The organism is Pseudomonas sp. P1_C12, from assembly GCF_056406435.1.
The window spans coordinates 39737-65444 of record NZ_JBFUAE010000003.1; the positions used below are offsets into that span (position 1 = coordinate 39737).

The 25708-nt window shown below is 60.0% G+C and carries 28 protein-coding genes and 1 pseudogene; 14 read left to right on the top strand and 15 right to left on the bottom strand.

The genetic code is table 11. The annotated features are described in order from the left end of the window. Positions 1 to 618 carry a lipoprotein insertase outer membrane protein LolB gene (lolB, locus tag AC1D19_RS05560; protein ID WP_477762634.1) on the bottom strand — a complete coding sequence of 206 codons (618 nt, stop codon included), beginning with the start codon at positions 616 to 618 and terminating at the stop codon, positions 1 to 3. A gap of 4 nt (positions 619 to 622) precedes the next feature. Next, positions 623 to 2347, bottom strand: a complete 1725-nt coding sequence (locus AC1D19_RS05565; RefSeq protein WP_477762635.1) for a tetratricopeptide repeat protein — start codon at positions 2345 to 2347, stop codon at positions 623 to 625. A 313-nt stretch (positions 2348 to 2660) separates the two neighbouring features. Here AC1D19_RS05565 and hemA point away from each other — a divergent pair, with 313 nt between their 5' ends. The 6 genes from hemA to AC1D19_RS05595 all read left to right on the top strand — a co-directional run bounded on the left by hemA (position 2661) and on the right by AC1D19_RS05595 (position 8036). Continuing rightward, positions 2661 to 3950: a glutamyl-tRNA reductase gene (hemA, locus tag AC1D19_RS05570; protein WP_007973881.1), complete on the top strand. Its 1290-nt coding sequence runs from the start codon at positions 2661 to 2663 to the stop codon at positions 3948 to 3950. Next, complete coding sequence (prfA, locus tag AC1D19_RS05575) at positions 3947 to 5029, top strand: peptide chain release factor 1 (RefSeq protein ID WP_477762636.1); 1083 nt, start codon at positions 3947 to 3949, stop codon at positions 5027 to 5029. The genes hemA and prfA overlap by 4 nt, the downstream gene beginning before the upstream one ends. Then, the gene (gene prmC, locus AC1D19_RS05580) at positions 5030 to 5860 is read left to right on the top strand and encodes a peptide chain release factor N(5)-glutamine methyltransferase (RefSeq protein WP_477754148.1); all 831 of its coding nucleotides are present in this window, start codon (positions 5030 to 5032) and stop codon (positions 5858 to 5860) included. Next, positions 5854 to 6609 (top strand): molybdopterin-synthase adenylyltransferase MoeB, encoded by a 756-nt coding sequence (locus AC1D19_RS05585; RefSeq protein ID WP_477754147.1) that lies wholly within the window; start codon positions 5854 to 5856, stop codon positions 6607 to 6609. Before prmC ends, AC1D19_RS05585 begins: the two co-directional genes overlap by 7 nt. Beyond that, positions 6602 to 7393: a glutamate racemase gene (gene murI / locus AC1D19_RS05590; protein ID WP_477762637.1), complete on the top strand. Its 792-nt coding sequence runs from the start codon at positions 6602 to 6604 to the stop codon at positions 7391 to 7393. The genes AC1D19_RS05585 and murI overlap by 8 nt, the downstream gene beginning before the upstream one ends. 124 nt (positions 7394 to 7517) lie before the next feature. Next, positions 7518 to 8036, top strand: coding sequence for an acyloxyacyl hydrolase (locus AC1D19_RS05595; RefSeq protein WP_223454734.1), 519 nt, complete (start codon positions 7518 to 7520; stop codon positions 8034 to 8036). Between the two features lie 122 nt (positions 8037 to 8158). Here AC1D19_RS05595 and AC1D19_RS05600 read toward each other — a convergent pair whose 3' ends face one another. The 7 genes and pseudogenes from AC1D19_RS05600 to AC1D19_RS05630 form a co-directional block, all read right to left on the bottom strand. Next, entirely contained in the window at positions 8159 to 8464 is a 306-nt protein-coding gene (locus tag AC1D19_RS05600) for a YkgJ family cysteine cluster protein (protein WP_007981864.1), read from the bottom strand. A gap of 99 nt (positions 8465 to 8563) precedes the next feature. Then, positions 8564 to 9346 (bottom strand): SDR family NAD(P)-dependent oxidoreductase, encoded by a 783-nt coding sequence (locus AC1D19_RS05605; RefSeq protein WP_477762638.1) that lies wholly within the window; start codon positions 9344 to 9346, stop codon positions 8564 to 8566. Continuing rightward, a pseudogene (locus tag AC1D19_RS05610) lies at positions 9343 to 9441 on the bottom strand (transcriptional regulator); the annotation flags it as partial. The gene AC1D19_RS05605 and the pseudogene AC1D19_RS05610, both read right to left, overlap by 4 nt. 2 nt (positions 9442 to 9443) lie before the next feature. Beyond that, positions 9444 to 10886 carry a deoxyribodipyrimidine photo-lyase gene (gene phrB / locus AC1D19_RS05615; protein ID WP_477762639.1) on the bottom strand — a complete coding sequence of 481 codons (1443 nt, stop codon included), beginning with the start codon at positions 10884 to 10886 and terminating at the stop codon, positions 9444 to 9446. Positions 10887 to 10907: 21 nt separating this feature from the next. Continuing rightward, positions 10908 to 11849: a MerR family transcriptional regulator gene (locus tag AC1D19_RS05620; RefSeq protein WP_477762640.1), complete on the bottom strand. Its 942-nt coding sequence runs from the start codon at positions 11847 to 11849 to the stop codon at positions 10908 to 10910. Continuing rightward, positions 11849 to 12808 (bottom strand): YbgA family protein, encoded by a 960-nt coding sequence (locus tag AC1D19_RS05625; protein ID WP_477762641.1) that lies wholly within the window; start codon positions 12806 to 12808, stop codon positions 11849 to 11851. The genes AC1D19_RS05620 and AC1D19_RS05625 overlap by 1 nt, the downstream gene beginning before the upstream one ends. Positions 12809 to 12966: 158 nt before the next feature. Next, positions 12967 to 13953 carry an NAD(P)/FAD-dependent oxidoreductase gene (locus tag AC1D19_RS05630; RefSeq protein WP_477756333.1) on the bottom strand — a complete coding sequence of 329 codons (987 nt, stop codon included), beginning with the start codon at positions 13951 to 13953 and terminating at the stop codon, positions 12967 to 12969. A gap of 196 nt (positions 13954 to 14149) precedes the next feature. On the opposite strand from AC1D19_RS05630, the gene AC1D19_RS05635 reads away from it, so the two are divergent. Further along, the gene (locus tag AC1D19_RS05635) at positions 14150 to 15052 is read left to right on the top strand and encodes a TIGR01777 family oxidoreductase (protein WP_477762642.1); all 903 of its coding nucleotides are present in this window, start codon (positions 14150 to 14152) and stop codon (positions 15050 to 15052) included. 13 nt (positions 15053 to 15065) lie between these two features. Next, entirely contained in the window at positions 15066 to 16088 is a 1023-nt protein-coding gene (hemH, locus tag AC1D19_RS05640) for a ferrochelatase (RefSeq protein ID WP_477762643.1), read from the top strand. Between the two features lie 109 nt (positions 16089 to 16197). Here the strand turns inward: hemH and AC1D19_RS05645 are convergent, their stop codons facing one another. Both AC1D19_RS05645 and upp read right to left on the bottom strand, forming a co-directional pair. Then, positions 16198 to 17472 (bottom strand): uracil-xanthine permease family protein, encoded by a 1275-nt coding sequence (locus AC1D19_RS05645; RefSeq protein ID WP_477756262.1) that lies wholly within the window; start codon positions 17470 to 17472, stop codon positions 16198 to 16200. A 2-nt stretch (positions 17473 to 17474) separates the two neighbouring features. Beyond that, a complete protein-coding gene (upp, locus tag AC1D19_RS05650) occupies positions 17475 to 18113 on the bottom strand; it encodes a uracil phosphoribosyltransferase (protein ID WP_108214877.1) in 639 nt (212 codons plus the stop codon). A gap of 175 nt (positions 18114 to 18288) precedes the next feature. On the opposite strand from upp, the gene AC1D19_RS05655 reads away from it, so the two are divergent. From AC1D19_RS05655 to AC1D19_RS05670, 4 genes are all read left to right on the top strand, one after another. Next, a complete protein-coding gene (locus AC1D19_RS05655; protein ID WP_008045996.1) occupies positions 18289 to 18846 on the top strand; it encodes a hypoxanthine-guanine phosphoribosyltransferase in 558 nt (185 codons plus the stop codon). A gap of 3 nt (positions 18847 to 18849) precedes the next feature. After that, positions 18850 to 19323, top strand: coding sequence for a WbuC family cupin fold metalloprotein (locus AC1D19_RS05660; protein WP_477756264.1), 474 nt, complete (start codon positions 18850 to 18852; stop codon positions 19321 to 19323). A gap of 129 nt (positions 19324 to 19452) precedes the next feature. After that, positions 19453 to 19938: a hypothetical protein gene (locus AC1D19_RS05665; RefSeq protein WP_477760567.1), complete on the top strand. Its 486-nt coding sequence runs from the start codon at positions 19453 to 19455 to the stop codon at positions 19936 to 19938. Positions 19939 to 20001: 63 nt separating this feature from the next. After that, positions 20002 to 20289 carry a PA4642 family protein gene (locus AC1D19_RS05670; RefSeq protein ID WP_218426680.1) on the top strand — a complete coding sequence of 96 codons (288 nt, stop codon included), beginning with the start codon at positions 20002 to 20004 and terminating at the stop codon, positions 20287 to 20289. A 67-nt stretch (positions 20290 to 20356) separates the two neighbouring features. On the opposite strand, the gene mqo is transcribed toward AC1D19_RS05670, so the two are convergent. Both mqo and AC1D19_RS05680 read right to left on the bottom strand, forming a co-directional pair. After that, a complete protein-coding gene (gene mqo, locus AC1D19_RS05675) occupies positions 20357 to 21865 on the bottom strand; it encodes a malate dehydrogenase (quinone) (RefSeq protein WP_477762644.1) in 1509 nt (502 codons plus the stop codon). Positions 21866 to 22603: 738 nt separating this feature from the next. Further along, positions 22604 to 22843: a hypothetical protein gene (locus AC1D19_RS05680; protein ID WP_477762645.1), complete on the bottom strand. Its 240-nt coding sequence runs from the start codon at positions 22841 to 22843 to the stop codon at positions 22604 to 22606. Positions 22844 to 23047: 204 nt separating this feature from the next. On the opposite strand from AC1D19_RS05680, the gene AC1D19_RS05685 reads away from it, so the two are divergent. Next, a complete protein-coding gene (locus tag AC1D19_RS05685; protein ID WP_007973847.1) occupies positions 23048 to 23632 on the top strand; it encodes a YajG family lipoprotein in 585 nt (194 codons plus the stop codon). A 121-nt stretch (positions 23633 to 23753) separates the two neighbouring features. Here AC1D19_RS05685 and AC1D19_RS05690 read toward each other — a convergent pair whose 3' ends face one another. Continuing rightward, entirely contained in the window at positions 23754 to 23960 is a 207-nt protein-coding gene (locus AC1D19_RS05690) for a hypothetical protein (protein ID WP_085613384.1), read from the bottom strand. A 190-nt stretch (positions 23961 to 24150) separates the two neighbouring features. On the opposite strand from AC1D19_RS05690, the gene AC1D19_RS05695 reads away from it, so the two are divergent. Next, entirely contained in the window at positions 24151 to 24429 is a 279-nt protein-coding gene (locus AC1D19_RS05695) for a hypothetical protein (protein ID WP_477755326.1), read from the top strand. Between the two features lie 75 nt (positions 24430 to 24504). Here AC1D19_RS05695 and AC1D19_RS05700 read toward each other — a convergent pair whose 3' ends face one another. Continuing rightward, positions 24505 to 25671, bottom strand: a complete 1167-nt coding sequence (locus AC1D19_RS05700) for a 1-acyl-sn-glycerol-3-phosphate acyltransferase (RefSeq protein ID WP_477755327.1) — start codon at positions 25669 to 25671, stop codon at positions 24505 to 24507. Positions 25672 to 25708 lie beyond the last annotated feature (37 nt).

Sequence of the window (25708 nt, forward strand, 5' to 3'; positions counted from 1 at the left end):
TCACTGCCCCAATTTGCGCGGTTGCCAAGCCTTGATCACCAGCGTGACATCCAGGTCGGTGCCATGCAGTTTGATCCGTTCGGGCAGCCAGTAACCGTTCAGTTGGGTATATTCGGTGTACTCGACCTGCCAACCGTCCTGTTCCAGACTGGCCAAACGACTGTTGTCGTCCAGCGTCAGACGGCTTTTGCTGTCCGGAGCCGGGAGCCCGCGCACCCACCAGGCCAGGTTGGACACCGGCAATTTCCAGCCCAACTGTTCTTCGAGCAGCACTTCCGGATTCGGTGCGTCGTAGCGTCCCTGGTTGGCGACTTCCAGCGACACCTTGCCCGGACGTCCGGTCAGGCGAGCTGCGCCGCGGCCCAGTGGTCCCGACAGGCGAATGTCGTAGTAATCCTGGCGCTGCAACCAGAAAAGCGTGCCGCTGCCCGAATCTTTCGGTGCGCGAATGCCGATCTTGCCGTCGATCTGCCAGCCATCGAGGCTCGCAAGCTGCTGTTTGTGCTCTCGCCATTGGGTGGGGTTGCCGTGACCCTCGACTGATTCGCGGGGACCCAGGCCCGCGCAACCGGCGAGCAGGGCGATAAAACTGAAAACGATGAAATGGCGCAAAAACATAATCTTAAAGAGTCTCTGATCCGGTCAGGCGTTTGATGGTGCCGCGCAGGGTCGGGCTGTCGGGTTGTTCCTTGAGGAACTTGCCCCAGACCTGTTTGGCTTCGCGCTGTTTGCCGTTGGCCCACAGGACTTCGCCCAGGTGAGCGGCGACTTCCTGATCGGGGAAGCGATCCAGGGCTTGGCGCAGCAGGCGCTCGGCTTCGTCGAGATTGCCCATGCGGTAATTCACCCAGCCAAGGCTGTCGAGTACCGCCGGGTCTTCCGGACTGATCTGATGCGCCTGTTCGATCAGGGCCTTGGCTTCGGCGTAGCGTGTGGTGCGGTCAGACAGGGTGTAGCCGAGGGCGTTCAACGCCATGGCATTGTCCGGGTCGCGCTTGATGATCGCGCGCAGGTCTTTTTCCATCTGCGCCAGGTCATTGCGTTTTTCCGCTTGCATGGCTCGGGTGTAGAGCAGATTCAAGTCGTCCGGGTATTGCTGCAAGGCTTGTTGCAGAATTTTCCAGGCCTTGTCGCCCTGGTTGTTGGCGGACAAGGTTTCGGCTTCGATCAAGTACAGCTGAATTGCATAATCGGGCTGCTCATCGCGCTCTGCCGCCAGCTTTCTTTGCGCTTCGGCAGTCCTGCCGTTGTTCATCAGGATGTCGGCCTGGCGCAATTGCGCCGGCAGGAAGTCACTGCCCGGGCCAACCCTGGCGTATTCGATCAGCGCGCCTTGCGGGTCGTTTTGTTCTTCGGCGATGCGACCGAGATTCAGGTGCGCCGAGTCGACGTGGCTTTCCCGGGCGATCAGGTCTTCCAGGTAACCCTTGGCCTCACTCCAGGCCTTGGCTTCCAGGCAGACCAGTGCCAGGGAGTAACGCAGTTCGTCGTCCTCCGGGTATTGCTGAACCAGGCTCGAGAACTCGGCCTTGGCGTCGTCCATACGGTTCTGTTCAACCAGCATCCGCGCATAAGTCAGGCGCAGGCGCTTGTCGTCCGGGTATTTCTTGATGCTTTTTTGCAGCAGCGGCAAGGCCTCGTCACCGCGATTCAGGGTTTGCAACAGGCGTGCACGCAGCAGAATCGGGGCAATTTCGCCGTCGTCCGGCGGATTGTTTTCCAGCAGCTTCAGCGCGCCTTTGGTATCGCCATCCTGTTGCATCAGCAGCGCCTTGCCGAAAATCAGCTGGCTGTTGTCCGGATGACGCTGCAACAAACGGTCGAAGCTTTTCATCAAGCCGTTGCGGGTGTCCTGGTCGGTGTCGGCCGCGGACAGCGCGAGGAAGTCGAAATGCGTGTCACCCTTGCCTTGCAGGACTTTCTCCATATAGACCATGGAGTCGTCATAACGCCCGGCGCGTGCCAGTTGCACGGCGGCGGCGCGTTGCGCTTCGAGGTCGTTGGGGGCGTTTTTGGCCCAGATCAGCGCGGTGTCCAAGGCTGCCTGATCGGCGCCCAGATATTCGGCGATACGGAATGCCCGCTCGGAAATGCCCGGATCCTGGGTATTGATGGCCTGGGTCACATAGTTGTCCAGGGCAATGTCGAAACGATTGCGCTGGCCAGCCAGTTCGGCGCTCAACAGGCTGAAGATGGTGTCCTCGCTGAATGAGCTGTAGACCTTGGGCTTTTCAGGGACCGGGGTGCTGTCTTCAACCGGCGACGTACCGTCCGACGGAACGGGTGCCAAGGCCTGGCAGCCGCTGAGGAAGACAAAAGCGAGGAGCAACGCGGAAGATCTATTCATATAGGAAGAGGACGACTAACCTGCGGTCGGATCATCATGACACAAGCTTTCGGCCAAACATAACCGGCCTGGCATTTTCGCATGCACACGGTCCCTGTAGGAGCTGGCTTGCCGGCGAAGGCGATGGTCCAGTCGACAGACAGGTCGCCTGTGCTGCCGCTTTCGCTGGCAAGCCAGCTCCTACAAGGATTGTGTAAACGAGAACCGCTCGCAACGTTGGCGCCATCTACCGAAGCGATAGATATCGAGTGGTTGTTCTGATTCCGTCGAAGTAGGACAATTACCGGCTTCACGTCACCATCAGCGACTTTGAATGGCCTTCCTTGCACTCGGTATTAACCACAAGACTGCTTCAGTAGACGTCCGCGAGCGCGTGGCTTTTACCCCTGAGCAGCTGGTTGAGGCCTTGCAGCAGCTCTGCCGACTCACCGACAGCCGCGAAGCTGCGATCCTCTCCACCTGCAATCGCAGTGAACTCTATATAGAACAGGATCACCTGTCGGCGGATGTCGTGCTGCGCTGGCTGGCCGAATATCATCATTTGAGCTACGACGAGCTGCGCGAAAGCGCCTATGTGCATGAAGATGATGCGGCAGTTCGTCACATGATGCGGGTGGCTTCCGGGCTCGACTCGCTGGTGTTGGGCGAACCGCAGATTCTCGGCCAGATGAAGTCGGCCTATGCCGTGGCCCGCGAGGCCGGCACCATCGGGCCGTTGCTCGGGCGGCTGTTCCAGGCCACGTTCAATGCGGCCAAGCAGGTGCGCACCGACACTGCCATCGGCGAGAACCCGGTGTCGGTGGCGTTTGCCGCGGTGAGCCTGGCCAAGCAGATTTTCAGCGACCTGCAACGCAGCCAGGCCTTGTTGATCGGCGCCGGCGAGACCATCACCCTGGTCGCCCGCCATCTGCATGACCTGGGTGTAAAGCGCATCGTGGTCGCCAACCGCACCCTGGAGCGCGCGAGCATTCTGGCCGAACAGTTCGGTGCCCATGCGGTGTTGCTGTCGGATATTCCGGCAGAGCTGGTGCGCAGCGATATCGTCATCAGTTCCACTGCCAGCCAATTGCCGATTCTGGGTAAGGGTGCAGTGGAAAGCGCCTTGAAACTGCGCAAGCACAAACCCATTTTCATGGTGGATATCGCCGTTCCCCGCGACATCGAGCCAGAAGTCGGCGAGCTGGACGACGTTTACCTCTATAGCGTCGACGATCTCCACGAGGTGGTTGCCGAGAACCTCAAGAGCCGTCAGGGCGCAGCCCAGGCCGCCGAAGAGATGGTCTCGGTCGGTGCCGAAGACTTCATGGTCCGCCTGCGTGAATTGGCGGCGGTGGACGTGCTCAAGGCTTATCGTCAACAGAGCGAACGCCTGCGCGACGAAGAATTGCAAAAGGCCCAGCGCATGCTGGCCAATGGCAGCAGTGCCGAAGAGGTGCTGGTGCAACTGGCTCGCGGGCTGACCAACAAACTGTTGCACGCACCGAGCGTGCAATTGAAAAAGCTTTCTGCCGAAGGTCGCCTGGATGCGTTGGCGATGGCCCAGGAACTCTTTGCCCTCGGTGAGGGCTCATCGGATAGCTTTTCGGATAAAAAACCGCAATGAAAGCGTCACTGCTCAATAAGCTGGATATCCTCCAGGACCGTTTCGAGGAATTGACTGCCCTGCTGGGCGACGGCGAGGTCATTTCCGATCAGAACAAGTTCCGCACCTATTCCAAGGAGTACGCGGAAGTCGAACCGATCGTAGGCACCTATAAAGAACTGCTGAAAGTGCAGGACGACCTCGAAGGCGCCCAGGCACTGCTCAAGGACAGCGACCCGGACATGCGTGAAATGGCCGTGGAAGAAGTCCGCGAGGCCAAGGAACGCCTGGTCACGCTTGAAGCCGACCTGCAGCGCATGCTGCTGCCCAAGGACCCGAACGACGGGCGCAACGTGTTTCTCGAAATCCGTGCCGGCACCGGCGGCGACGAGGCAGCGATTTTCTCTGGTGACCTGTTCCGCATGTATTCGCGCTACGCCGAGCGCCGTGGCTGGCGAGTGGAGATCCTCTCGGAAAACGAGGGTGAACACGGCGGCTATAAAGAGGTGATTGCCCGGGTCGAGGGCGACAACGTCTATGGCAAGCTGAAATTCGAATCCGGCGCGCACCGCGTGCAGCGGGTTCCGGCGACCGAATCCCAGGGCCGCATCCACACGTCGGCCTGCACCGTGGCGGTGTTGCCCGAGCCGGACGAGCAGGAAGCCATCGAGATCAACCCGGCCGACCTGCGCGTCGATACCTATCGCTCCTCTGGCGCCGGTGGCCAGCACGTCAACAAGACCGACTCGGCGATCCGCATCACGCACTTGCCATCCGGCATCGTGGTCGAGTGCCAGGAAGAACGTTCACAGCACAAGAACCGCGCCCGGGCGATGTCCTGGTTGTCGGCCAAGCTGAACGATCAACAGACCTCCGCCGCGGCCAACGCCATCGCCAGTGAGCGCAAGTTGCTGGTTGGTTCCGGTGATCGCTCCGAGCGCATCCGCACTTATAACTTTGCCCAGGGCCGGGTCACCGACCACCGCGTCAACCTGACCCTGTATTCCCTCGACGAGATCCTCGCCGGCGGTGTAGAGGCGGTGATCGAGCCGTTGCTGGCCGAATACCAGGCCGATCAACTGGCAGCGATAGGTGAGTAAATGACGATCATTGCCAGTTTGTTGCGCGCCGCCGATTTGCCCGACTCGCCCACGGCGCGTCTGGATGCCGAATTGCTGCTGGCGGCGGCCTTGGGCAAGTCCCGCAGTTTCCTGCACACCTGGCCGGAGCGCATCGTGCCGAGCGAAGCGGCGCTGACGTTCGCCGAATATTTGCAGCGCCGCCGCAACGGTGAGCCGGTGGCCTATATCCTCGGCCAGCAGGGTTTCTGGAAGCTGGATCTGGAAGTGGCACCGCACACATTGATCCCGCGCCCGGACACCGAACTGCTGGTGGAGGCCGCGCTGGAACTGTTGCCGGCCACACCGGCTAAAGTACTCGACCTCGGCACCGGCAGCGGCGCGATTGCCCTGGCCCTGGCCAGCGAACGTCCGGCCTGGAGCGTCACTGCCGTGGACCGAATTCTGGAAGCCGTGGCCCTGGCCGAACGCAATCGCCAGCGTCTGCACCTGGGCAACGCCACCGTGCTGAGCAGCCATTGGTTCAGTGCCCTGGAAGGTCAGCGTTTTCAACTGATCATCAGCAATCCGCCCTACATCGCAGCGGCCGATCCGCATCTGGTTGAGGGCGATGTGCGCTTTGAACCGGCCAGTGCTTTGGTGGCCGGTGTCGACGGGCTCGAGGATCTGCGCCTGATCGTCGCCCAGGCGCCGGACCATCTGGACGCCGGCGGTTGGCTGATGCTCGAACACGGCTACGATCAGGCCGAGGCGGTCCGCGATTTGCTGCTGACCCGCGGATTTGAAGAAGTCCACAGCCGCACCGATCTGGGCGGTCACCAACGCATCAGTCTGGGGCGCCTGCCGTGCTGAATGATCAGGAGTTGCTGCGTTACAGCCGGCAGATTCTGCTGCAACACATCGATATCGACGGCCAATTGCGGCTCAAGGAAAGCCGCGTATTGATTGTCGGTCTTGGCGGCCTTGGCGCGCCAGTGGCGCTGTATCTGGCAGCCGCTGGTGTTGGCGAATTGCACCTGGCGGACTTCGATACGGTCGACCTGACCAACCTGCAGCGCCAGATCATTCACGACACCGACAGCGTCGGCATGTCCAAGGTCGATTCGGCAATCAAGCGCCTGAGCGCGATCAATCCCGAGATCCAGTTGATCGCTCATCGTGCGGCGCTGGACGAAGACTCCCTGGCCGCCGTGGTGGCCGGGGTGGATCTGGTCCTCGATTGTTCTGACAATTTTTCCACCCGTGAAGCGGTCAACGCCGCTTGCGTAACCGCCGGCAAACCGCTGGTCAGCGGCGCGGCGATTCGCCTCGAAGGGCAACTGTCGGTGTTCGATCCGCGTCGGCCGGAGAGTCCGTGCTACCACTGCCTATACGGGCACGGCAGCGAAGCCGAACTGACCTGCAGCGAAGCCGGCGTGGTCGGTCCGCTGGTGGGGCTGGTCGGCAGTCTGCAAGCGCTTGAAGCGCTGAAATTGCTGGCCGGATTCGGCGAGCCGCTGGTGGGGCGCCTGCTGTTGATCGATGCCTTGGGCACGCGCTTCCGTGAATTGCGGGTCAAGCGCGATCCGGGTTGCAGCGTCTGTGGGTCGAAACATGCGTGAAGCGCCGATTGGTGTGTTCGACTCCGGTGTCGGCGGGCTCTCGGTGCTAGCCGAGATCCAGTGCTTGCTGCCCAACGAGACGCTGATGTACGTCGCCGACTGCGGGAATATTCCCTATGGCGAGAAAACCCCGGAATTTATCCAGCAGCGTTGCAGCGTGATGGCCGACTTCTTTCAGCAACAGGGCGCCAAGGCCCTGGTGCTGGCCTGCAACACGGCGACGGTGGCTGGTGTCGCCGACTTGCGCCGTGACTATCCCGAATGGCCCATTGTCGGCATGGAGCCGGCAGTCAAACCGGCCGCCGCCGCAACCCGCTCCGGCGTGGTGGGGGTGCTGGCCACCACCGGCACCTTGCAGAGTGCCAAGTTCGCCGCATTGCTCGACCGCTTCGCCACGGACGTGAAAGTGATCACCCAGCCGTGTCCCGGTCTGGTTGAACTGATTGAAAACGGCGATCTGCGCAGTTCCGAGCTGCGTCAGCTGTTGGCCGGGTATGTCGAACCACTGCTGGCTGCCGGCGCGGACACCCTGATTCTCGGCTGCACTCATTACCCTTTTCTCAAACCGATGCTGCGGCAGATGATCCCCGAGGACATCAGCCTGATCGACACCGGTGCCGCCGTCGCGCGGCAACTCCAGCGGCTTTTGGTCGAAGGCGAGCTGCTCGCCGAGGGGCCTGCCCGAGAAGCGCAGTTCTGGACCAGCGCCGATCCGGTTCATTTCAGAAATATCTTGCCGATACTGTGGAATACGGCTGGCACTGTGCGAAGCTTCAACAGGTAAGAAAGTCCAAAGGAATCAAACGAAAAATTGGGGTGAACTTCTGATAAATCGCCGATTTCCATAGCTTTGCAGGGTTGAGCAACAAAAAAAACCATACGAAATTGTTCGGAAAGGGAAGTTTCTAATGAAGCGACTATTCTGTTTGGCCGCGATTGCGGCCGCATTAATGGGGCACACCTTTACCGCGCAGGCGGCTGGTGTGGAGTTCGCGGTTGGTCAGACCAGCGATTCGACCATGACGTATCGACTGGGCATGCAATTCGATTGGGACCAGAGCTGGTGGCAGAGTGACGTCGGTCGCGTGACCGGTTACTGGAGCGGCGCCTACACCTATTGGGAAGGCGACAAGACCTCGAGCAATAACAGCCTGTCGTTCTCTCCGGTGTTCGTTTACGAATTTGCCGGTCAGAACGTCAAGCCCTACGTTGAAGCAGGCATTGGCGTGGCGGTGTTCTCCAATACCCGACTCGAAGACAACAACATCGGCAGTGCCTTCCAGTTTGAAGACCGGTTCGGTTTTGGCCTGCGCTTCAACGGCGGCCATGAAGTCGGGATCCGTGCGACGCACTATTCCAACGCCGGGCTCGCCAGTTCCAACGACGGTGTAGAAAGCTACTCGCTGCATTACACGTTGCCGTTGTAATTGCATCCCCCTGTAGGAGCGAGGCTGCTCGCGATGACGGTGTGTCAGTTGCCAGCTTAGTTGGCTGACAGTCCGCAATCGCGAGCAGGCTCGCTCCTACAGGAGCTGTGTTGTTTTCCTGTTCAGCGATACGCCGTCGAAATCCCCTGGCGTTCGTCGATGCACTCCGGTGCGCCCATCTCGAATTCCCGGCAGATCAGCGGGCGTTTTTCGTAGATGGTGCACATCATCGTGTTGCGATCCAGTGCGGCACACCATCCGTCGTCCAGGCGCAGCATGACTTCCCCGCCCCAGTCATCGGTATCGATGAACCGTTCAGGCACACCCGTATCGGTGATCAGCATGACTTCGAGCTGGCAGCAGCAGGCTGCACAGGTCGAGCACGTGACCGCGGGTTCCGCGATTTGCGTATGGGGGATGGTTTTCATGGCGCGCAGTGTAAGGCAGTCGCCGGGTGCTGTGTGAAAGGTCTGACGGACGCTCAAGTATCGGAACGTCCGCGATACCGATGCCGATGGTGGCGATTTTCAGGGTTGATCCTTGATCGGTGGCTGGCTGCGCACCATGGGTTTGCCGATCTCCAGTTTCACTCGGTCCGGCCGTTTGGAGAGTGGCCAGAGGGCGGCCATGAACGCTGCCGGGAAAGCGATTTCCAGCGGGCGCTCCTTGAGTTTTTCGAAGATGTGCCGTGCGGCTTTCTCCACCGGCCAGCTCAAGGGCATGGGGAAGTCGTTTTTCGCCGTCAGCGGCGTTTCGACAAACCCGGGGCTGATCACTGTGAGTTCAATACCTTCCGGGGCCAGGTCGATGCGCAGGGATTCGAACAGATAACGCAGCCCGGCCTTCGAGGCGCCGTACGCTTCTGCCTTGGGCAGTGGCAGGTAAGTCACCGTACTGGCCATGGCTACCATGTGCGGTGCGGTGCCGGCACGCAGCAGGGGCAGGGCCGCTTCGATGCAATAGTTGCTGGCCAGCAGGTTGGTGCGCACGACATGCTCGACAATCGAGGCGTCGAACTGTTTGGCATCCACGTACTCGCAGGTGCCGGCATTGAGTATCACGGTGTCCAGCGAGCCCCAGTCCTCGGCAATCTGCTCGCCGATCTCGCGCACGGTCTGGCTGTTGGTCAGGTCTCCGGCGACCACCAGCACCTGTCCCGGATAACGTTGCGACAAGTCTTTGAGGGGGGCCACGATGCGCGAGCTGACGGCCAGGTGCGCACCGGTTTTCAGGATTTCTTCGGCCAGGGCGGCACCGATGCCGCTGCTGGCACCGGTCAGCCAGTATCGTCGTGCGAGTGCGCAACTCATCCCAATCTCCTTTTCAGCCAGGCAATTGCCCGGCCCAATACGGGTAAATATTCATAAAACAGAGCCCCGGCATCGAGGCAATCCCGGTAGCGGTAACTCATGACCCAATTGCGGTGTACTGCCGTGAGGGTAGATTTTTGAACGCCGTCAACGCGCGTGTACGGGAGGTACTCAAGTCGACGATCGGTGAGGGGTAATCCACAACACCGAACAGGCCGCCGAGATTGGCGGGGTTGTGCACTTCTCTTTTATTCAGCCCGGCCAGTTCCGGCAGCCATTGCTTGATGAACACGCCTTCGGGGTCGAATTTTTCCGACTGGTTCAGCGGGTTGAAAATCCGGAAGTAAGGCGCCGAGTCGGTGCCGGTGGAGGAACTCCACTGCCAGCCACCGTTGTTCGCCGCCAGGTCGCCATCGATCAGGTGACGCATGAAAAAGCGTTCGCCTTCGCGCCAGTCGATCAACAGGTTCTTGGTCAGGAACATCGCCACCACCATGCGCAGGCGGTTGTGCATCCAGCCGGTTGCCAGCAGTTGGCGCATGGCGGCGTCGATAATCGGCAAACCGGTACGCGCCTGTTGCCAAGCGGCCAGTTCTTCGGGGGCGTTGCGCCAGGCCAATGCTTCGGTTTCCGGACGAAACGCGCGGTGTCGGGAAACCCGAGGGTAGCCCACCAGGATGTGTTTGTAGAACTCGCGCCACAGCAGTTCGTTGATCCAGGTGACGGCGCCAGTCTTGCCACTTTCGAATTCACCTTGATTGCTGTTCAAGGCCGCGTGCAGGCATTGGCGCACAGAAATCACCCCGGCGACCAGATAGGCCGAGAGCTGACTGGTGCCGGGCTTCGCCGGGAAATCCCGTTCGCTTTGATAGCGCGCGATCTGCACATCGCTAAAGCTGTCGAGGCGATGCCAGGCTTCGGTTTCGCCCGCCGGCCACAGGTTGCGCAGGTTCTCATCGGGTGTTGCGAAGCCGTCGACACTCACGGGGATCGCATCGCTGGCAATGTTCAGCGGCGTTTGTTTGTGCGGCGCGCAGACCAGGCTGGGCAGCGAGCGGTGCAGTCGTTCGTAGCAGACTTTGCGGAACTGGCTGAAGACCTGAAAGTAAGTGCCGGTCCGGGTCAGCACGCTCCCGGGCTTGAACAGCAATTGATCGAGGTAGCGGCGAACTTCGATGCCTTCAGCCTTCAGCGTCTGGGTGACGGCTGCATCGCGACGGGATTCGTGGATGCCGTACTCTTCGTTGAGGTACACAGCGTCGATCTGCAACTGTCGGCACAGGTTCAGCAATACGCTGGGTGCGTCATCCCAGCGAGGTGCCAGGCGGACCAGCAGGGGAATGTTCAGTTGACCCAGTTCGCGGCTCAACTCGCGTAGGTTACGCAGCCAGAAGTCCACTTTGCAGGGCGCATCGTCGTGTTCCAGCCATTGTTCCGGGCTCAACAGAAATGCCGCCACGCACGGGCCGCGAGCCGCGGCAGCCGAGAGGGCGGTGTTGTCATGCAGGCGCAAGTCGCTGCGCAGCCAGATCAATTGCATGTTGGTATCCACGCGATTCATTTAAATCAGCCCGCGCTGAACGAGTGCCTGATGTGCCGACAACGGATTTTCGGCCAGGTACAAATCAGCGATCTCGGCAGTACTGACAGACAGCTCGGTGCGGTGGATGCATACCGTTGGTCCGGCAATCATTTTTGGGCAACTGACACCTTTGAAAAGTTTCGGCAGTTGCGCCGGATTCAGGGCTTTGCTTGAGTACAGCAGAATCCCACGGGGTTGCAGAAGTTCGACCGCCAATGCCAGTTCGCCGACAGGCAGTGGCCCGTCGAAGACTTCCACCGGGCAATCGGCGCTGCTGATCAGCCAGGCCGTCAGCCACAGGTGCGGCTCCATGGGCAGGTCCGAGTGGTTGATCAGCAGCAGCGGCGCGGTGCGCAACTGACGATTGTTGTGGTAGATGCGCGCACCGAACTTGCTACGCAGCCAGGCACAAAAAAAGCCCCGCTCCATCTGCGCCCCGAACTGGCCTTGCCAGCGTTGCTCCAGAGCGGCCAGCAAGGGCATCAGCAATTGCTCGCACAGGGTTCGCGGCGGATACAACGCCATCGCCTGATTGACGCTGTCATCCAGGGCGCGCTCCTGCAATCCGCTGACCGCCTGCAGCAACGTTTGCAGCAAGGCGTGCCAATCGTTGTCGACGAACTCGCTGAAGGCTTGCGGCGTGTCGAGCAGTTGCTTGACCTGGCTGACGGCAACGCCACGGTTGAGCCAGGTGAGAATGGCCTGGATGCGTTGTACATGGTCGGCCGAGAACAACCGATGCCCCTTGGGTGTGCGTTGCGGCACGATCAGGCCGTAGCGCCGCTCCCAGGCGCGCAAGGTCACGGCATTGACGCCGGTTTGCCGCGCCACTTCTCGGATCGGCAGCCAGCCTTCGTCCAACGCCTTTTCAAAGTCATCGCCGAGGTCTTCGCGGGCGCTGGTGTCGAGTTTTTTTTTCATCAGATGGCGTTTCGCAGGCTGAGGTTTTCCGGGTGCGGTTGCAGGTAAACCTGCTGTGCGATGTACGGATCGGGGTGTTGGCGAAAGTGATGCTTGAGCAGCGTCAGCGGCACCACCAGCGGCACGATACCCAGGCGGTATTGGCTGATTACGTGCTGCACTTCCTGCTTGTCTTCGCCGCTGATGGCCTGTTTCAGGTAGCCGCTGAGGTGTTGCAGGACGTTGGTGTGAGTGCGGCGGGTGGCGCATTTTTTCAGCGCCGACATCAGTTCGCTGAAATAGCGGGGGCCCAGTTCCTGCGGATCGGTTTTGCCCATGTTGCCCAGCAGATTGCCCAGGGTTTTGTATTGCACCGGGTTGTGGGCCATCAGCAGGTATTTGTAGCGCGAGTGAAAGCCCGTGAGACCGTGCCGGGTCATGCCCTCTTGACGTAGCTGCTGCCAGGCGCTGTAGGCGAACACCCGGGTGAGGAAGTTTTCCCGCAGCACCGGATCGTTGAGCCGGCCGTCTTCCTCCACCGGCAAGTCCGGGTGCCGCAGGCAGAAGGCCCGGGCGTAGATCCCGTGCCCGCCAATATCCGCCCGTGCGCCGTTGGCGTGGTAGACCTTGACCCGCTCCAGGCCACAGGACGGGGAATTTTGCATGAAGATGTAGCCGCAGATATCCCCCAACTGCGCTGCCATGTCCCGGCCGTAGGTGGCCAACGGTTGTGTCACGTTAAGCTTGTGGTCGAGGGTGCCCACGGCTTCGGGTTGATCTGCGCTGCCCACTAGCCGAATCGGTTGGCGGGGCACGCCCAGGCCGATGGCCACTTCCGGGCAGACCGGGATGAAATCGAAGTAATCAGTGAGGGTGCGGCTGCACAACCGCGATTCCTTGTGCCCGCCGTTGTAGCGCACGTCGAGCCCCATCAGGCAGGCGCTGATGGCGATTTTCGGTTTGGCGTGGGCGTGGGACATCGGAGCACCTCGAATCTGAACCGGTGCAGACGGTCGAGTCTGTACAGGATAACTTCATCATAGATTCGAAGTTGTACAAGTCAAATGTTGTGTATAAGTATTGTGGCGGGCTGCTGTCCATGGCGACAGCAGCGATTTGCTCGGGTTGATGCCTTTGCTTACTGCAGGTGTTCATGCAAGCGGCGAGCGGCTTCCTGACCGCTGAGCCAGGCCCCTTCGACGCGCCCGGACAGGCACCAGTCGCCACAGGCATACAGCCCCAGGTCTGCATCGGCCAGGGTGCCCCATTCGTGACTGCTGGCGGGGCGGGCGTAGAGCCAGCGGTGGGCGAGGCTGAAGGTCGGTGCGGGCATGGAATCGTGCAGCAGTTCGGCGAAGGCGCCATGCAGTTGTTCGATCACGGCTTCCTTGGACAGGTCAATGTGCTGGCGACTCCAGGCGCTGGTTGCGTGCAGCACCCAGGTGTCGAGAGTGTTGTCACGCCCGGGTTTGCTGCGGTTGCGAGCCAGCCAGTCGAGGGGGCTGTCCTGCACGAAGCAGCCTTCCATGGGCGTTTCCAGCGGCGTTTCGAAGGCGAGGGCGATGGCCCAGGTCGGGTCCATTTTCACCCCGGCGGCGGCACCGGCGAGTTTCGGCGCAGATGCCAGCAAAGCCGTGGCCTGCGGGGCTGGCGTGGCGATGACCACGTGGCTGAACGGTCCGTGGGTGAAGCCCTCGGCGTCCTGCAGATGCCAGTGTTCTTCACCGCGATAGACCTCGGTGATCCGGCAGGCGAAATGCACTTCAAGTTCACCAAGCAGGGCGCGGGTGATGGCGCTCATATGCGGCGTGCCGACCCAGCGGGTCTGCTCGTCTGGCGACAGGTTAAGCTGGCCACCATGGTAGGTGTACAGCTGCGGCGTCCACTCGGCAACCCAGCCCTTGGCCTGCCAGCGCTGGACTTCGGTGACAAAGCGACGGTCACGGGCGGTGAAATACTGCGCACCCATGTCCAGAGCGCCCGCATCGCTGCGTTTGCTCGACATGCGCCCGCCACTACCGCGGCTTTTATCGAACAGTTGAACCACATGCCCGAGGTCAGTCAGGGCCTGGGCGGCGGAGAGTCCGGCAATGCCGGTGCCAATGATTGCGATAGGTACAGTCATAGGTGCCTCGTTTACCTTTCTGTACAGACTACGCCGGGGTTCAAACCTGTACAATATTGTTTGTTGGTATAACTTTTAGCGTTCTCGTTCTGACAGCTTGGCCTATTGTTAAACATAGAGCCTGCTCGATACCAAAGATCCCTGCTTATAAAAATAGACTAATGGACAGGGTAAAACGCCACGCGAGGAAGAAGTCATGCACATATTGCTGACCGGCGGTACTGGTTTGATAGGACGTCAGCTTTGCCGGCACTGGTCGGGTCAGGGATATCGCCTGACAGTCTGGAGTCGCCAGCCTGAAAAAGTCGCGAAAACATGTGGTACCCAAGTGCGTGGAATTGCCCGGCTGGAGGATCTGGGGCAGGAGCCAGTGGATGCGATCGTCAATCTGGCCGGAGCGCCGATTGCCGACCGACCCTGGACGCACAAGCGAAAAGCCTTGTTGTGGAGCAGTCGCATCACGCTCACCGAAACCCTGCTGGCGTGGCTCGAAAGTCGCGAGCAGAAACCCCGGGTCCTGATTTCCGGTTCAGCTGTCGGCTGGTATGGCAACGGCGGCGAGCGTGAACTGACCGAGGATTCGGGGCCGATCAGTGAAGACTTCGCCAGCCAGTTATGCATCGCCTGGGAGGAGACTGCACAGCGGGCCGAAGCGATGGGCATTCGCGTCATTCACATCCGTACCGGGTTGGTGCTGTCGGCGGAGGGTGGCTTTTTGTCGCGGCTGTTACTGCCGTTCAAACTGGGTCTGGGAGGGCCCATCGGCAACGGCCGGCAGTGGATGCCGTGGATTCATATCGACGATCAAATCGCCCTGATTGATTTTCTTCTGCATCGCAACGAGGCCAGCGGTCCCTATAATGCGTGCGCGCCCAAACCGGTGCGCAACCGCGAGTTTGCCAAGACGCTGGGTAGCGTACTGCATCGCCCGGCGTTCATGCCGATGCCGGCCTTCGTATTGAAGGTGGGGCTGGGTGAGTTGTCCTTACTGTTGCTGGGCGGCCAGCGCGCCACCCCGGTGCGTTTGTTACAGGCTGGTTTCACTTTTAAGTTCATGGATTTGCGCGCGGCTCTGGACGATCTGTCCAGTCGCCTTTGAAATAGGACGTTGCATGACTGATCACGCGTTGCTTCTGGTCAACCTGGGCTCACCTGCCTCCACCTCGGTGGCGGATGTGCGCAGCTACCTCAACCAATTTCTGATGGACCCGTACGTGATCGACCTGCCATGGCCGGTTCGACGCTTGCTGGTGTCGCTGATCCTGATTAAGCGTCCCGAGCAGTCGGCCCATGCTTATGCCTCGATCTGGTGGGACGAGGGCTCGCCGCTGGTGGTACTCAGCCGTCGTTTGCAACAAGCCATGACCATCCAGTGGCACCACGGCCCGGTCGAACTGGCCATGCGCTATGGCGAGCCGTCGATCGAATCGACACTGATGCGCATGGTCGGCGCAGGGCACAAGCGGATTACGCTGGCGCCGCTTTATCCACAGTTCGCCGACAGCACCACCACCACGGTCATCGAGGAAGCCAAACGCGTGGTACGCGAGAAAAACCTCAACGTGCAATTGTCGGTTCTTCAACCTTTCTACGATCAACCGGAATACCTCGATGCGCTGGTCGCCACGACGCGGCCGCATTTGCAGCAGGACTACGATCATTTATTGATGAGTTTTCATGGATTGCCGGAGCGGCATCTGAAGAAGCTCAACCCCGGTCACAGCTTCGAAGGGGGCGGCGATTGCTGCGCCGGGGCGCCACCTGAGGTGGTCGCCACCTGTTATCGCGGTCAGTGCCTGCGTACGGCGGCAGAGTTTGCCAAGCGCATGGGGTTGCCGGAGGGCAAGTGGTCGGTGTCGTTCCAGTCGCGTCTGGGACGCGCCAAATGGATCGAGCCCTACACCGAAGCGCGCCTCGATGAGTTGGCCAAAAGCGGCGTGAAAAAGATTCTGGTGATGTGCCCGGCGTTCGTTGCCGATTGTATCGAGACCCTGGAAGAAATCGGAGATCGCGGCAAGGAGCAATTCCGCGCAGCGGGAGGGGAGGACCTGGTGCTGGTGCCGTGCCTCAACGATGACCCGCATTGGGCGCGGGCGTTGAGTGCGTTGTGCGAGCGAGCGCCGTTGGCGCTTTAAAAGCTTCGCCGGCAAGCCGGCTCCTACAGGTTTTGCATAGAACTTGTAGGAGCGGGCTTGCCCGCGAATGCTATCTGACTGGCAACAAAGATCTCAGGTCTTCATCCAATCAGATCAGCGGCTCATTCGCCTTCTTGTGCTTCCAGCTGTCATTGCCCGGCAGGATCAGGTTCAAGCCAATCGCCACCACCGCACACAGCGCAATGCCTTTGAGGCCGAAATCGTCCGGCCCGGTGCCGGTGCCGATCAGCACGCCGCCGATCCCGAACACCAGGGTCACCGAAACAATCACCAGATTGCGCGCCTCGGCCAGATCGATCTTGTGGCGGATCAGCGTGTTCATCCCCACCGCCGCAATCGAACCGAACAACAGGCAGAGAATCCCGCCCATCACCGGTACCGGAATGCTTTGCAGCAGCGCACCGAACTTGCCGATAAACGCCAGGCTGATGGCGAAGATCGCCGCCCAGGTCATGATTTTCGGGTTGTAGTTCTTGGTCAGCATCACCGCGCCGGTTACTTCGGCGTAGGTGGTGTTGGGCGGGCCGCCGAACAGACCGGCCGCCGTGGTGGCAATGCCGTCGCCGAGCAGGGTGCGGTGCAGGCCAGGCTTCTTCAGGTAATCGCGACCGGTCACGCTACCCACGGCAATCACGCCGCCGATGTGTTCGATGGCCGGAGCCAGGGCTACCGGAACGATGAACAGGATCGCCTGCCAGTTGAATTCCGGCGCGGTGAAGTTCGGGATGGCGAACCATGGTGCCGCTGCAATCTTCGCGGTATCGACCACGCCGAAGTAGAACGCCATGCCGAAACCGACCAGCACGCCAGAGATGATCGGCACCAGGCGAAAGATGCCCTTGCCGAACACCGCGACGATCAGCGTGGTCAGCAGCGCGGGCATCGAGATCATCATTGCCGTCTGGTAGTGAATCAGCTCGCTACCGTCGCCAGCCTTGCCCATGGCCATGTTGGCGGCAATCGGTGCCATGGCCAGGCCGATGGAGATGATTACCGGGCCGATCACCACAGGCGGCAGCAGGCGGTCGATGAAACCGGTGCCTTTGATCTTCACCGCGAGGCCGAGGAAGGTGTAGACAAAACCCGCCGCCATCACACCGCCCATGGTCGCGGCGAGGCCGAATTGGCCCTTGGCGAGAATGATCGGGGTGATGAATGCAAAGCTCGATGCCAGGAACACCGGCACCTGACGCCCGGTGACGATCTGGAACAGGATCGTCCCCAGGCCGGCCGTGAACAGCGCCACGTTCGGGTCAAGGCCGGTGATCAGCGGCATCAACACCAGGGCGCCGAAGGCCACGAACAGCATCTGTGCGCCGGACAGCACCGTGCGCCAGAGCGGATCGTTGAACTCTTGCTGCATGCTCACGCGTCCTTCTGCTTGGTGCCGAAGATCTTGTCACCGGCGTCGCCAAGCCCTGGGATGATGTAGCCGTGTTCGTTCAGTTTTTGATCAATGGAAGCGGTGTAGATGATCACGTCCGGGTGAGCTTTCTCTACGGCGGCGATGCCTTCTGGCGCGGCGACCAGCACCATGGCGCGGATGTCCTTGCAGCCGGCTTTTTTCAGCAGGTCGATGGTGGCGACCATCGAGCCGCCGGTGGCGAGCATCGGGTCGATGATCATTGCCAGGCGTTCGTCGATTTCCGGCACCAGTTTTTCCAGGTAGGTGTGGGCTTCGAGGGTTTCCTCGTTACGGGCCACGCCGACGGCACTGACTTTGGCGCCCGGGATCAGACTGAGTACGCCTTCGAGCATGCCGATGCCGGCACGCAGGATTGGCACCACGGTGATTTTCTTGCCAGCGATTTTCTCGACCGATACGGTGCCGCACCAGCCTTCGATATCGTAGGATTCCAGCGGCAGGTCTTTGGTAGCTTCATAGGTCAGCAGGGCGCCGACTTCCTGAGCGAGCTCACGGAAATTCTTCGTGCTGATGTCTGCGCGGCGCATAAGGCCAAGTTTATGACGGATCAGCGGGTGGCGGATCTCATGAATGGGCATGGGGAAAGGCTCCGGCGGCGGGCAAAAAAACCGGCCTAGATTAATCTATCCGAGGGTGTTGTCCTATAGACATACAGCACGTTAGTCCACAAAGGCTTGATCTGGCCTCGCTTGATGCGTACCTTTGCCCGCTTTTCCGAATCCGTCCCTCCCCTCAAACCCCCTGGAGAGCGCCATGTCCGCTGATCTCGAGCATATCCGTCAAATCATGCGAGAGGCTGACTGCCTGTACACCGAAGCTGAAGTCGAGGCGGCCATCGCCCGCGTCGGTGCACAAATCAACGATCAACTGGCGGACAGCAATCCGGTGGTGTTCTGCGTGATGAACGGCGGGCTGATTTTCTCCGGCAAGCTGCTGACCTATTTGCACTTCCCGTTGGAAGCGTCCTACCTGCACGCCACCCGCTATCGCAACGAAACCAGCGGCGGTGACCTGTTCTGGAAAGCCAAGCCGGAAGTGTCCTTCATCGACCGTGATGTGCTGATCATCGACGACATCCTCGACGAAGGTCACACCCTGGGCGCGATCATCGACTTCTGCAAACACGCTGGCGCACGTAAAGTGCACACCGCTGTGCTGATCGACAAAGACCACGACCGCAAGGCCCGTCCGGACCTCAAGGCCGATTTCGTCGGTCTGCCGTGCATCGATCGCTACATCTTCGGTTACGGCATGGACTACAAAGGCTACTGGCGTAACGCCAACGGGATTTTCGCCGTTAAAGGAATGTAAGACATGGATACGCCTCGCTTTCTGGATCAGACCTTGTTCGCCGAGCTGGCCGGGAAAGCCGCGGCCAATCCTCGTGGGCGCCAGCATCACAACTTCCATCAGATGGAAGACGCATGCCATCGCATGGCGGTGGGGTTGCAGCCGTCCACGTATATCCCGCCTCACCGGCATTTGGGCGACAACAAGGCCGAAACCCTGTTGGTCCTCAAGGGCCGGCTGGGCGTGTTGATCTTCGATGAGACCGGTGCGGTGCTGAGCAAGACCGTGCTGCAGGCCGGTGGCGACTGTGTTGGTGTGGACCTGCCAACCGGTGTGTTTCACGGTTTGGTGGTGCTGGAGGCCGACAGCCTGATGTTCGAATGCAAGGCTGGTCCTTACCGTCCGGTCGGTGAAGGTGAGCTGGCACATTGGGCGCCGCGCGAAGGCGAGCCCGGTGTTGCCGAGTATCAGGCCTGGATGCGCGCGCATTTCGATTAGGATCAAAAGATCGCAGCCTGCGGCAGCTCCTATAGGGGTTTGATGTACACCCTGTAGGAGCTGCCGCAGGCTGCGATCTTTTGCTTTGAAACCCATGGTAGAGTGCCCGGCCCCATTTCGGAGCCTGCCATGAGCCCTTTTATCCGCAGCTGCGCCGCCCTGTTGCTGACCCTCAGCTTGCCCTTGGCTGCCGCGCCGGCGCCCATGCACAGTCAATTCCTGCCGCCGGACGATCTCGCTCTGCGCGATGCCGACCCCGAACAGCAGCAACTGATGCAAGTCACCGATTATTCGGTGGTGGTCGGTGCCCAGCGTCAATCCAATCAACAGCCGATTCCGGTCACGTCGCCTTTAATGATTCGTCTCAAGGGCAAATCCCTGAACAAGGGCGCCACCATCAGTCAGGTGCTGGTCAACTTCGATGGTGAAAGCAAAAGCCTGAAGAAGCCGGTCTACGACGATAAGAGCAAAACCCTGACCCTCTATTACCCGCTCGCTCAATACCGCGTGGTGATCGATTTGCTGCGCAATGACACGGTGTATTGCCAGTTTCTCAGCTACGCCAATGGGCATGTTTGGGCCGATCTGCACACCGGCAGCACTCGTCCGCGTTGAGCCCTGTGCCTGCGCGGGGGTAAACTGCCCGCCCCGTGTAATGTCTGCGAGCTGGAGTCGGCAATGCGTAAAGATAAAAAACAAGTGATTGGTGACGAGATCGGCGATGAGCAGATCAAATTGTTCCTCGATTTCGAGCCGGTCGACGCGACTTCCCCGTCCCTGCACAAACTGGTCAAGGCCTACCGTGGCCTGCGCATCGACGATTTCGAGCGTTTCCTGACGTTCTTCGTCGAAGCGGGTTACGACGTGAATGGCAAGGATGAGCACGGCAATGACTTCGTTGCCCTGATCAAGGATCAGCGCAATGCCGCCGAGTACATCGAGCTGATCAACAAGGCTCGCGGTTAAGATCTTTTAAAGGCACAAAAAAACGCCCCGCTCTCAATGAGGACGGGGCGTTTTTTATGCAGCCGAATCAAGCGTAGCTTTCGGTCTCGCTGCTGGCTTCAACCAGTTCCAGAGCAACGTTGTTCTGCGAGTTGATCTTGCGATACAGCGCAGCGTCGGTTTCCAGAACCTTTTCCCGAGCCGGGAAGATTTCGGCCAGTTTGGTGGCCCATTCGCCCTTGGCTTTGCTCGGGAAGCATTTTTCGATCAGCTCAAGCATGATCGAAACGGTCACCGAGGCACCAGGCGAAGCGCCGAGCAGTGCCGCCAGGGAACCGTCCTTGGCCGCGACCAGTTCGGTACCGAATTGCAGGATGCCGCCTTTTTTCGGGTCTTTCTTGATGATCTGCACCCGTTGGCCGGCCACTTCCAGGCGCCAGTCTTCGGCTTTCGCTTGCGGGTAGAAGCGACGCAGGGATTCCAGGCGCTGCTCCATCGATTGCATCACTTCGCTGACCAGGTACTTGGTCAGGTCCATGTTGTTTTTCGCCACGGACAGCATCGGACCGATGTTGCCGGCGCGAACCGACATCGGCAGGTCCATGAAGGAACCGTGCTTGAGGAACTTGGTGGTGAAACCGGCGTACGGTCCGAACAGCAGGGATTTCTTGCCGTCGACCACACGGGTGTCCAGGTGCGGCACGGACATCGGTGGCGAGCCTACGGCAGCCTGGCTGTAGACCTTGGCCTGGTGGTGCTTGACCACTTCCGGGTTGTCGCAGCGCAGCCATTGGCCACTGATCGGGAAACCGCCGAAGCCTTTGCTCTCTTCGATGCCCGAAGCCTGCAGCAATGGCAATGCCGCGCCGCCAGCACCGAGGAAGACGAACTTGGCATCGACTTCACGGCTGTTACCGCTGTTGACGTCCTTGATGCTGACAGTCCAGCCGCCGTTGCTGCGTTTGAGGCCGGTCACGCGCTTGCAGTACTTGACCTGGGCATCGGGGGCGCTGGTCAGGTGCTTGAGCAACTGGTTGGTCAGGGCGCCGAAGTTGACGTCGGTGCCATTGATCACGCGGGTCGCGGCGAGGGTTTCGCCAGGATCGCGGCCAGGCATCATCAGAGGCATCCACTCGGCCATTTTGGCCTTGTCTTCGGTGTATTCCATGTCGGCGAAGGCGTGGTGCTTGCTCAGCACCTTGAAGCGTTCCTTGAGGAAGGACACGCCGCTGTCGCCCTGCACGAAACTCAGGTGTGGCACCGGGCTGATAAACGATTTGCACGAGCCGAACGTGCCTTTTTTGGTCAGGTACGACCAGAACTGCTTCGACACCTCGAACTGGGTGTTGATGTGCACGGCTTTCTTTATGTCGACGGCGCCATCGGCTGCCTGCGGCGTGTAGTTGAGCTCACACAGCCCGGCGTGACCGGTACCGGCGTTGTTCCACGGGTTGGAACTCTCCGCGGCACCGGAATCCATCAGCTCGACGACTTCCAGCTTGATCGCGGGGTCGAGCTCTTTGAGCAGTACTGCAAGGGTGGCACTCATGATGCCGGCCCCAACCAGTACTACGTCGACTGCTTCGTTATGCGCCATTTAACGCGTCTCCAAAATCTGCAGCACCAAATTGTCGGCATGGCTGCCAGGAGTGACGGGGCGTGTCAGTGTTGCCCCAGGTACCCATGGCAGGATCGCCATGTCCGAATCTTCGCAATTTATCGCAACTTCGACGGACGCTACCTGCCGTGCCTATGAGCCATATGAACTCATTTCAGCGCGCGGGAGGCAATTCGACTTATGGTCGATACATCCGTTTGTGCAACCAAATCCGTAGCGGACAGGCTTCAGGCTCCGGTGTTCGAGGAATACTCGGTCCTGTGTCGTTGGGCTGTTGTAGACGCTAATGGTGCATGTTCAGACGCAAAACTATTCATTTGCTCGCCACACTCTTGTGAAGTTGTGAAAACCCGTTTTTTTCACGCTCTTTTGAAGACGTGAACCTCAAAAAGGGCTGTCCCAGCCTGGCACCGTGCCCGGATGAAATTGCCGCCATGGGATGCAAGGCAGGCAAAACGGGCAGACAACTCAGTGACCGAGCGTAATGACAGCTCTGCAGATTCGCGAAAAGTGGAGGTTTTGCTCAACAAAACAGCAAGCGCGCCAGCTTCACTCGATCTGTGTGGGCGGCTCTCTGTGGGCGGTGCGGGGTGTCAATACAAGCGCATTGACGATGCTGCGAGGCCCGATCAGGAGACGTCCTTATAATCGGGGGGAGATTGTATCTAAGAAACGCAGGGAAATGGTCGTGTTTAATGACTTTTATTAGGTGTTTGGTCAGGTCGTCATCAGTTGCTGTGCTCGCGAGCGTGGCTGTTGCTGCCGGGAAACGACGCGGGCGCCGGCAGGCAGCGGTTGATTCAGCCAGTTCAGGCGGATCTCTTCGATTTCAACCCAGCCATCGCCCATAGGCTGGAGGCTACACTGCTTGAAGGCTTGGCAGTGGCCGTTGCGGTCGAGCAGGGCGAAGCAGCGATGCAGTGGACGTGGCGCGAACAGAGAGATCAGATGGCGCATGGTGAAGTACCGTGTGGGTGACTACTGAGAAGATAGCCTGTAGGCGATTACATTCAAGTGTATGAGTGGTGACACCTGTGTGACAGGAACCGCATCCCCCAGGGGTTGTCAGAGATTTCATCAAACGCTGTGAGGTGCTGGTTCCCTGCAGTGGCGCACCGCTATACTGCTGGCCTGTTTGTGCCTGATTCTGGAGAGAAGAGCATGTTGCAACGCCTGTTGTTCGGTTTGATCACTGTGACCAGTTTGACCCTGGTTGGCTGCGCCCACAGCCCGCAACAACTGAGCCCGGAACCCAAGCTGACCGCCCAGTTGGCCCCGGTCGGCCATGGCCAGCCTGTCGTGGTGCGCGTAGTGGACGGTCGTCCGTCGCCGACGCTGGGTACCCGTGGCGGCCTGTATCCGGAGACCAGCGCGATCACCGTGCAGGGCGCGCAGATCCTGCCGAAGCTTCAGGCCCAGGCTGAAGCCGCCGTGCGGCTGTTGGGCTTTACCCCGACGAACAACGCCATGAATGCACCGCAACTGACCGTGACCCTGGCGGAGTTGAAGTACCAGTCGCCCAAGGAAGGCATGTACGTGACCGAAGCCACCATCGGCGCGACGTTCCGCTCCGATGTACAGAACGCCAACCGTCGCTACAGCGGCCGTTATGGTTCGTCCCTGGACCAGCGCTTCGGTATGGCGCCGAACCAGGAAACCAACACCAAGCTGGTCAGCGATGTGCTCAGTGATGCGTTGACCCGCCTGTTCAAGGACCCGACCGTGGGTCAGATTCTCGGCGAGTAATGCGAGCCATGTAGGAGCTGCCGAAGGCTGCGATCTTTTGATCTTGATCTTCGGCGGCTCCAGGCCTTAAAAAACAAAATCAAAAGATCGCAGCCTGCGGCAGCTCCTACAGGGCGTGGTGTCAGGCGGCCTGTGAGTAAAAATCCAGCACACTCACACCCGTCAGCAAATCCGTTTCCGGCAAATCCGCATGTTGATGCCCGCCCAGGGCGCAATACACCAGCCAATGGCGATCCTGAACGTTGAAAGCGAGGCTGCCGACGAGGGCTTGCTGTTCGTCGCTGGGGCTGATGAGGTAAAGACGATCCTGGTTTTCGGCGTGGAGCATGACGTAGTCCCTGTCGGTTTCGAGGCGCGCATGGTCGCCGATACAGATGACGAAGCCGTGACGCAGGACAGCCATTGATCAATTACTTCGTTATTTGTCGGAAACAGAGGGCAGGCGCGCAGGCTTTCGGTAGAATCCGCGCCGCGGTCGCCGGTCCGGCACCTGCCACCTGTTTGACTTGAGGTTTGTGATGTCGCTGCACTTGATGACGCTGTTTACCGCCCATCCCGCCAAATTGATCAATCTGCTGGCCTTGCTCTTTGCCTTCCCGGGCGGCTGGCTGCTGCACGCCACCCGTCGCCGCGAACTGCGCGCGATGGCCAGTTTGCAGGTGCAGCGGCAGAGCAGCTCCAATGTAGAGCCCGCGCTGGACTGGGCGACCTTGCGCAAGAACCGGTTTTTCTACATCTTCGGTTTTGCCTGCATGGGGATGGCGCTGCTGGTTTCCTGGGTCAGTACTCAGGTCTAGAGCTTTATTGAAGCCAAAGATCTTGCAAAAAAACGGCGCTCGCAAGCGCCGTTTTTTGTATCTGGCCGAAACCGCTTACAGCGGCAACCCTGCCTTCACCCGGTACTGATTGCGCACCGGCGTCGCATATTGCAGCACCAGGAACGGACGATGCTCTTCAGGGCAGGCGTCCAGGCGGCGTTGCCATTCTTCCTGGGCCTTGGCGAGTTCCTCGGCCGGGAACACTTCGGCGGCTTTTGGCACCTGCAACTGCGTATCGGCGTCTTTCCACTGTGCGTACGCCAGGTAGTGCACCGGGAACAAGCGATAGCCGCTGAGGATTTGCTTGTCCATCTCGACCGCCAACTGCTTGGTGTCTTCGAACAGTTCGCTGATCGGCGCGGCAAAGTTCACATGCACCCGACCCTTGTAGCCGGTGATGCCCTTGGCAATGCTTACGTCATCCTCGCCGGGCACCTTGGTGTAGCTGCCGGTGGTGGCGCGGATGTAAAGCTCGCGGGCCTTGGCCTGATCGCAGGGGTCGTATTCGTAGCTGATCGACACCGGGGTCAGGTTCAGCGACTGGATGACCTCGCCGAACGGCTCGTCCTTGCGGCTCATGTGGAACATCTTGAGGATCGCCGATTCGGTACGGTCGTCACCGTCCTTGGCGCGGCCCTCGGCCTGGGCAATCCAGATCGAGGCGCAATCGTTGCGGATCGAATGGTTGATGTACGCCGACAGCAATTGATAGGCCGCCATTTTCTCCCGGCGACCGCTGATCGAGCGGTGCACGATGAAGCTCTTGTTCAGGCGCATCAGGTCGCTGACGAAAGGCTTTTGCAGCAGGTTGTCGCCAATGGCGATGCGCGGGGTCGGCAGGCCGGCGTGGTACACGGCATAGTTGACGAAGGCCGGGTCCATCACGATATCGCGGTGGTTGGCGATAAACAGGTAGGCATTGCCGGACTTGAATTGCTCCACCCCGGTATAAGTGACACCGTCGGTGGCGCGCTCGATGGTGTGGTCGACGTAAACCTCGACTTTGTCCTGTAACGTGGCCACGGAGGTAATGCCGGCAAACTCACGGCGCAACCGATGGGCTATAAGAGGTTTGAGTGCCCAGCCTAAAGCGCCGGCGAAACGCGGGAAGCGGAAGTGGGTGAGGATATCTAGAAACGCCTTGTCGCCGAGCAGTCGTGCCAGCACTGCCGGGACTTCACTGTCGTCGTAAGGTCGGATGGCATCGAATTCGCCCATCATGCTCTCTTGTTAGAAACGGCTAGGGTAAGTAAAGGTT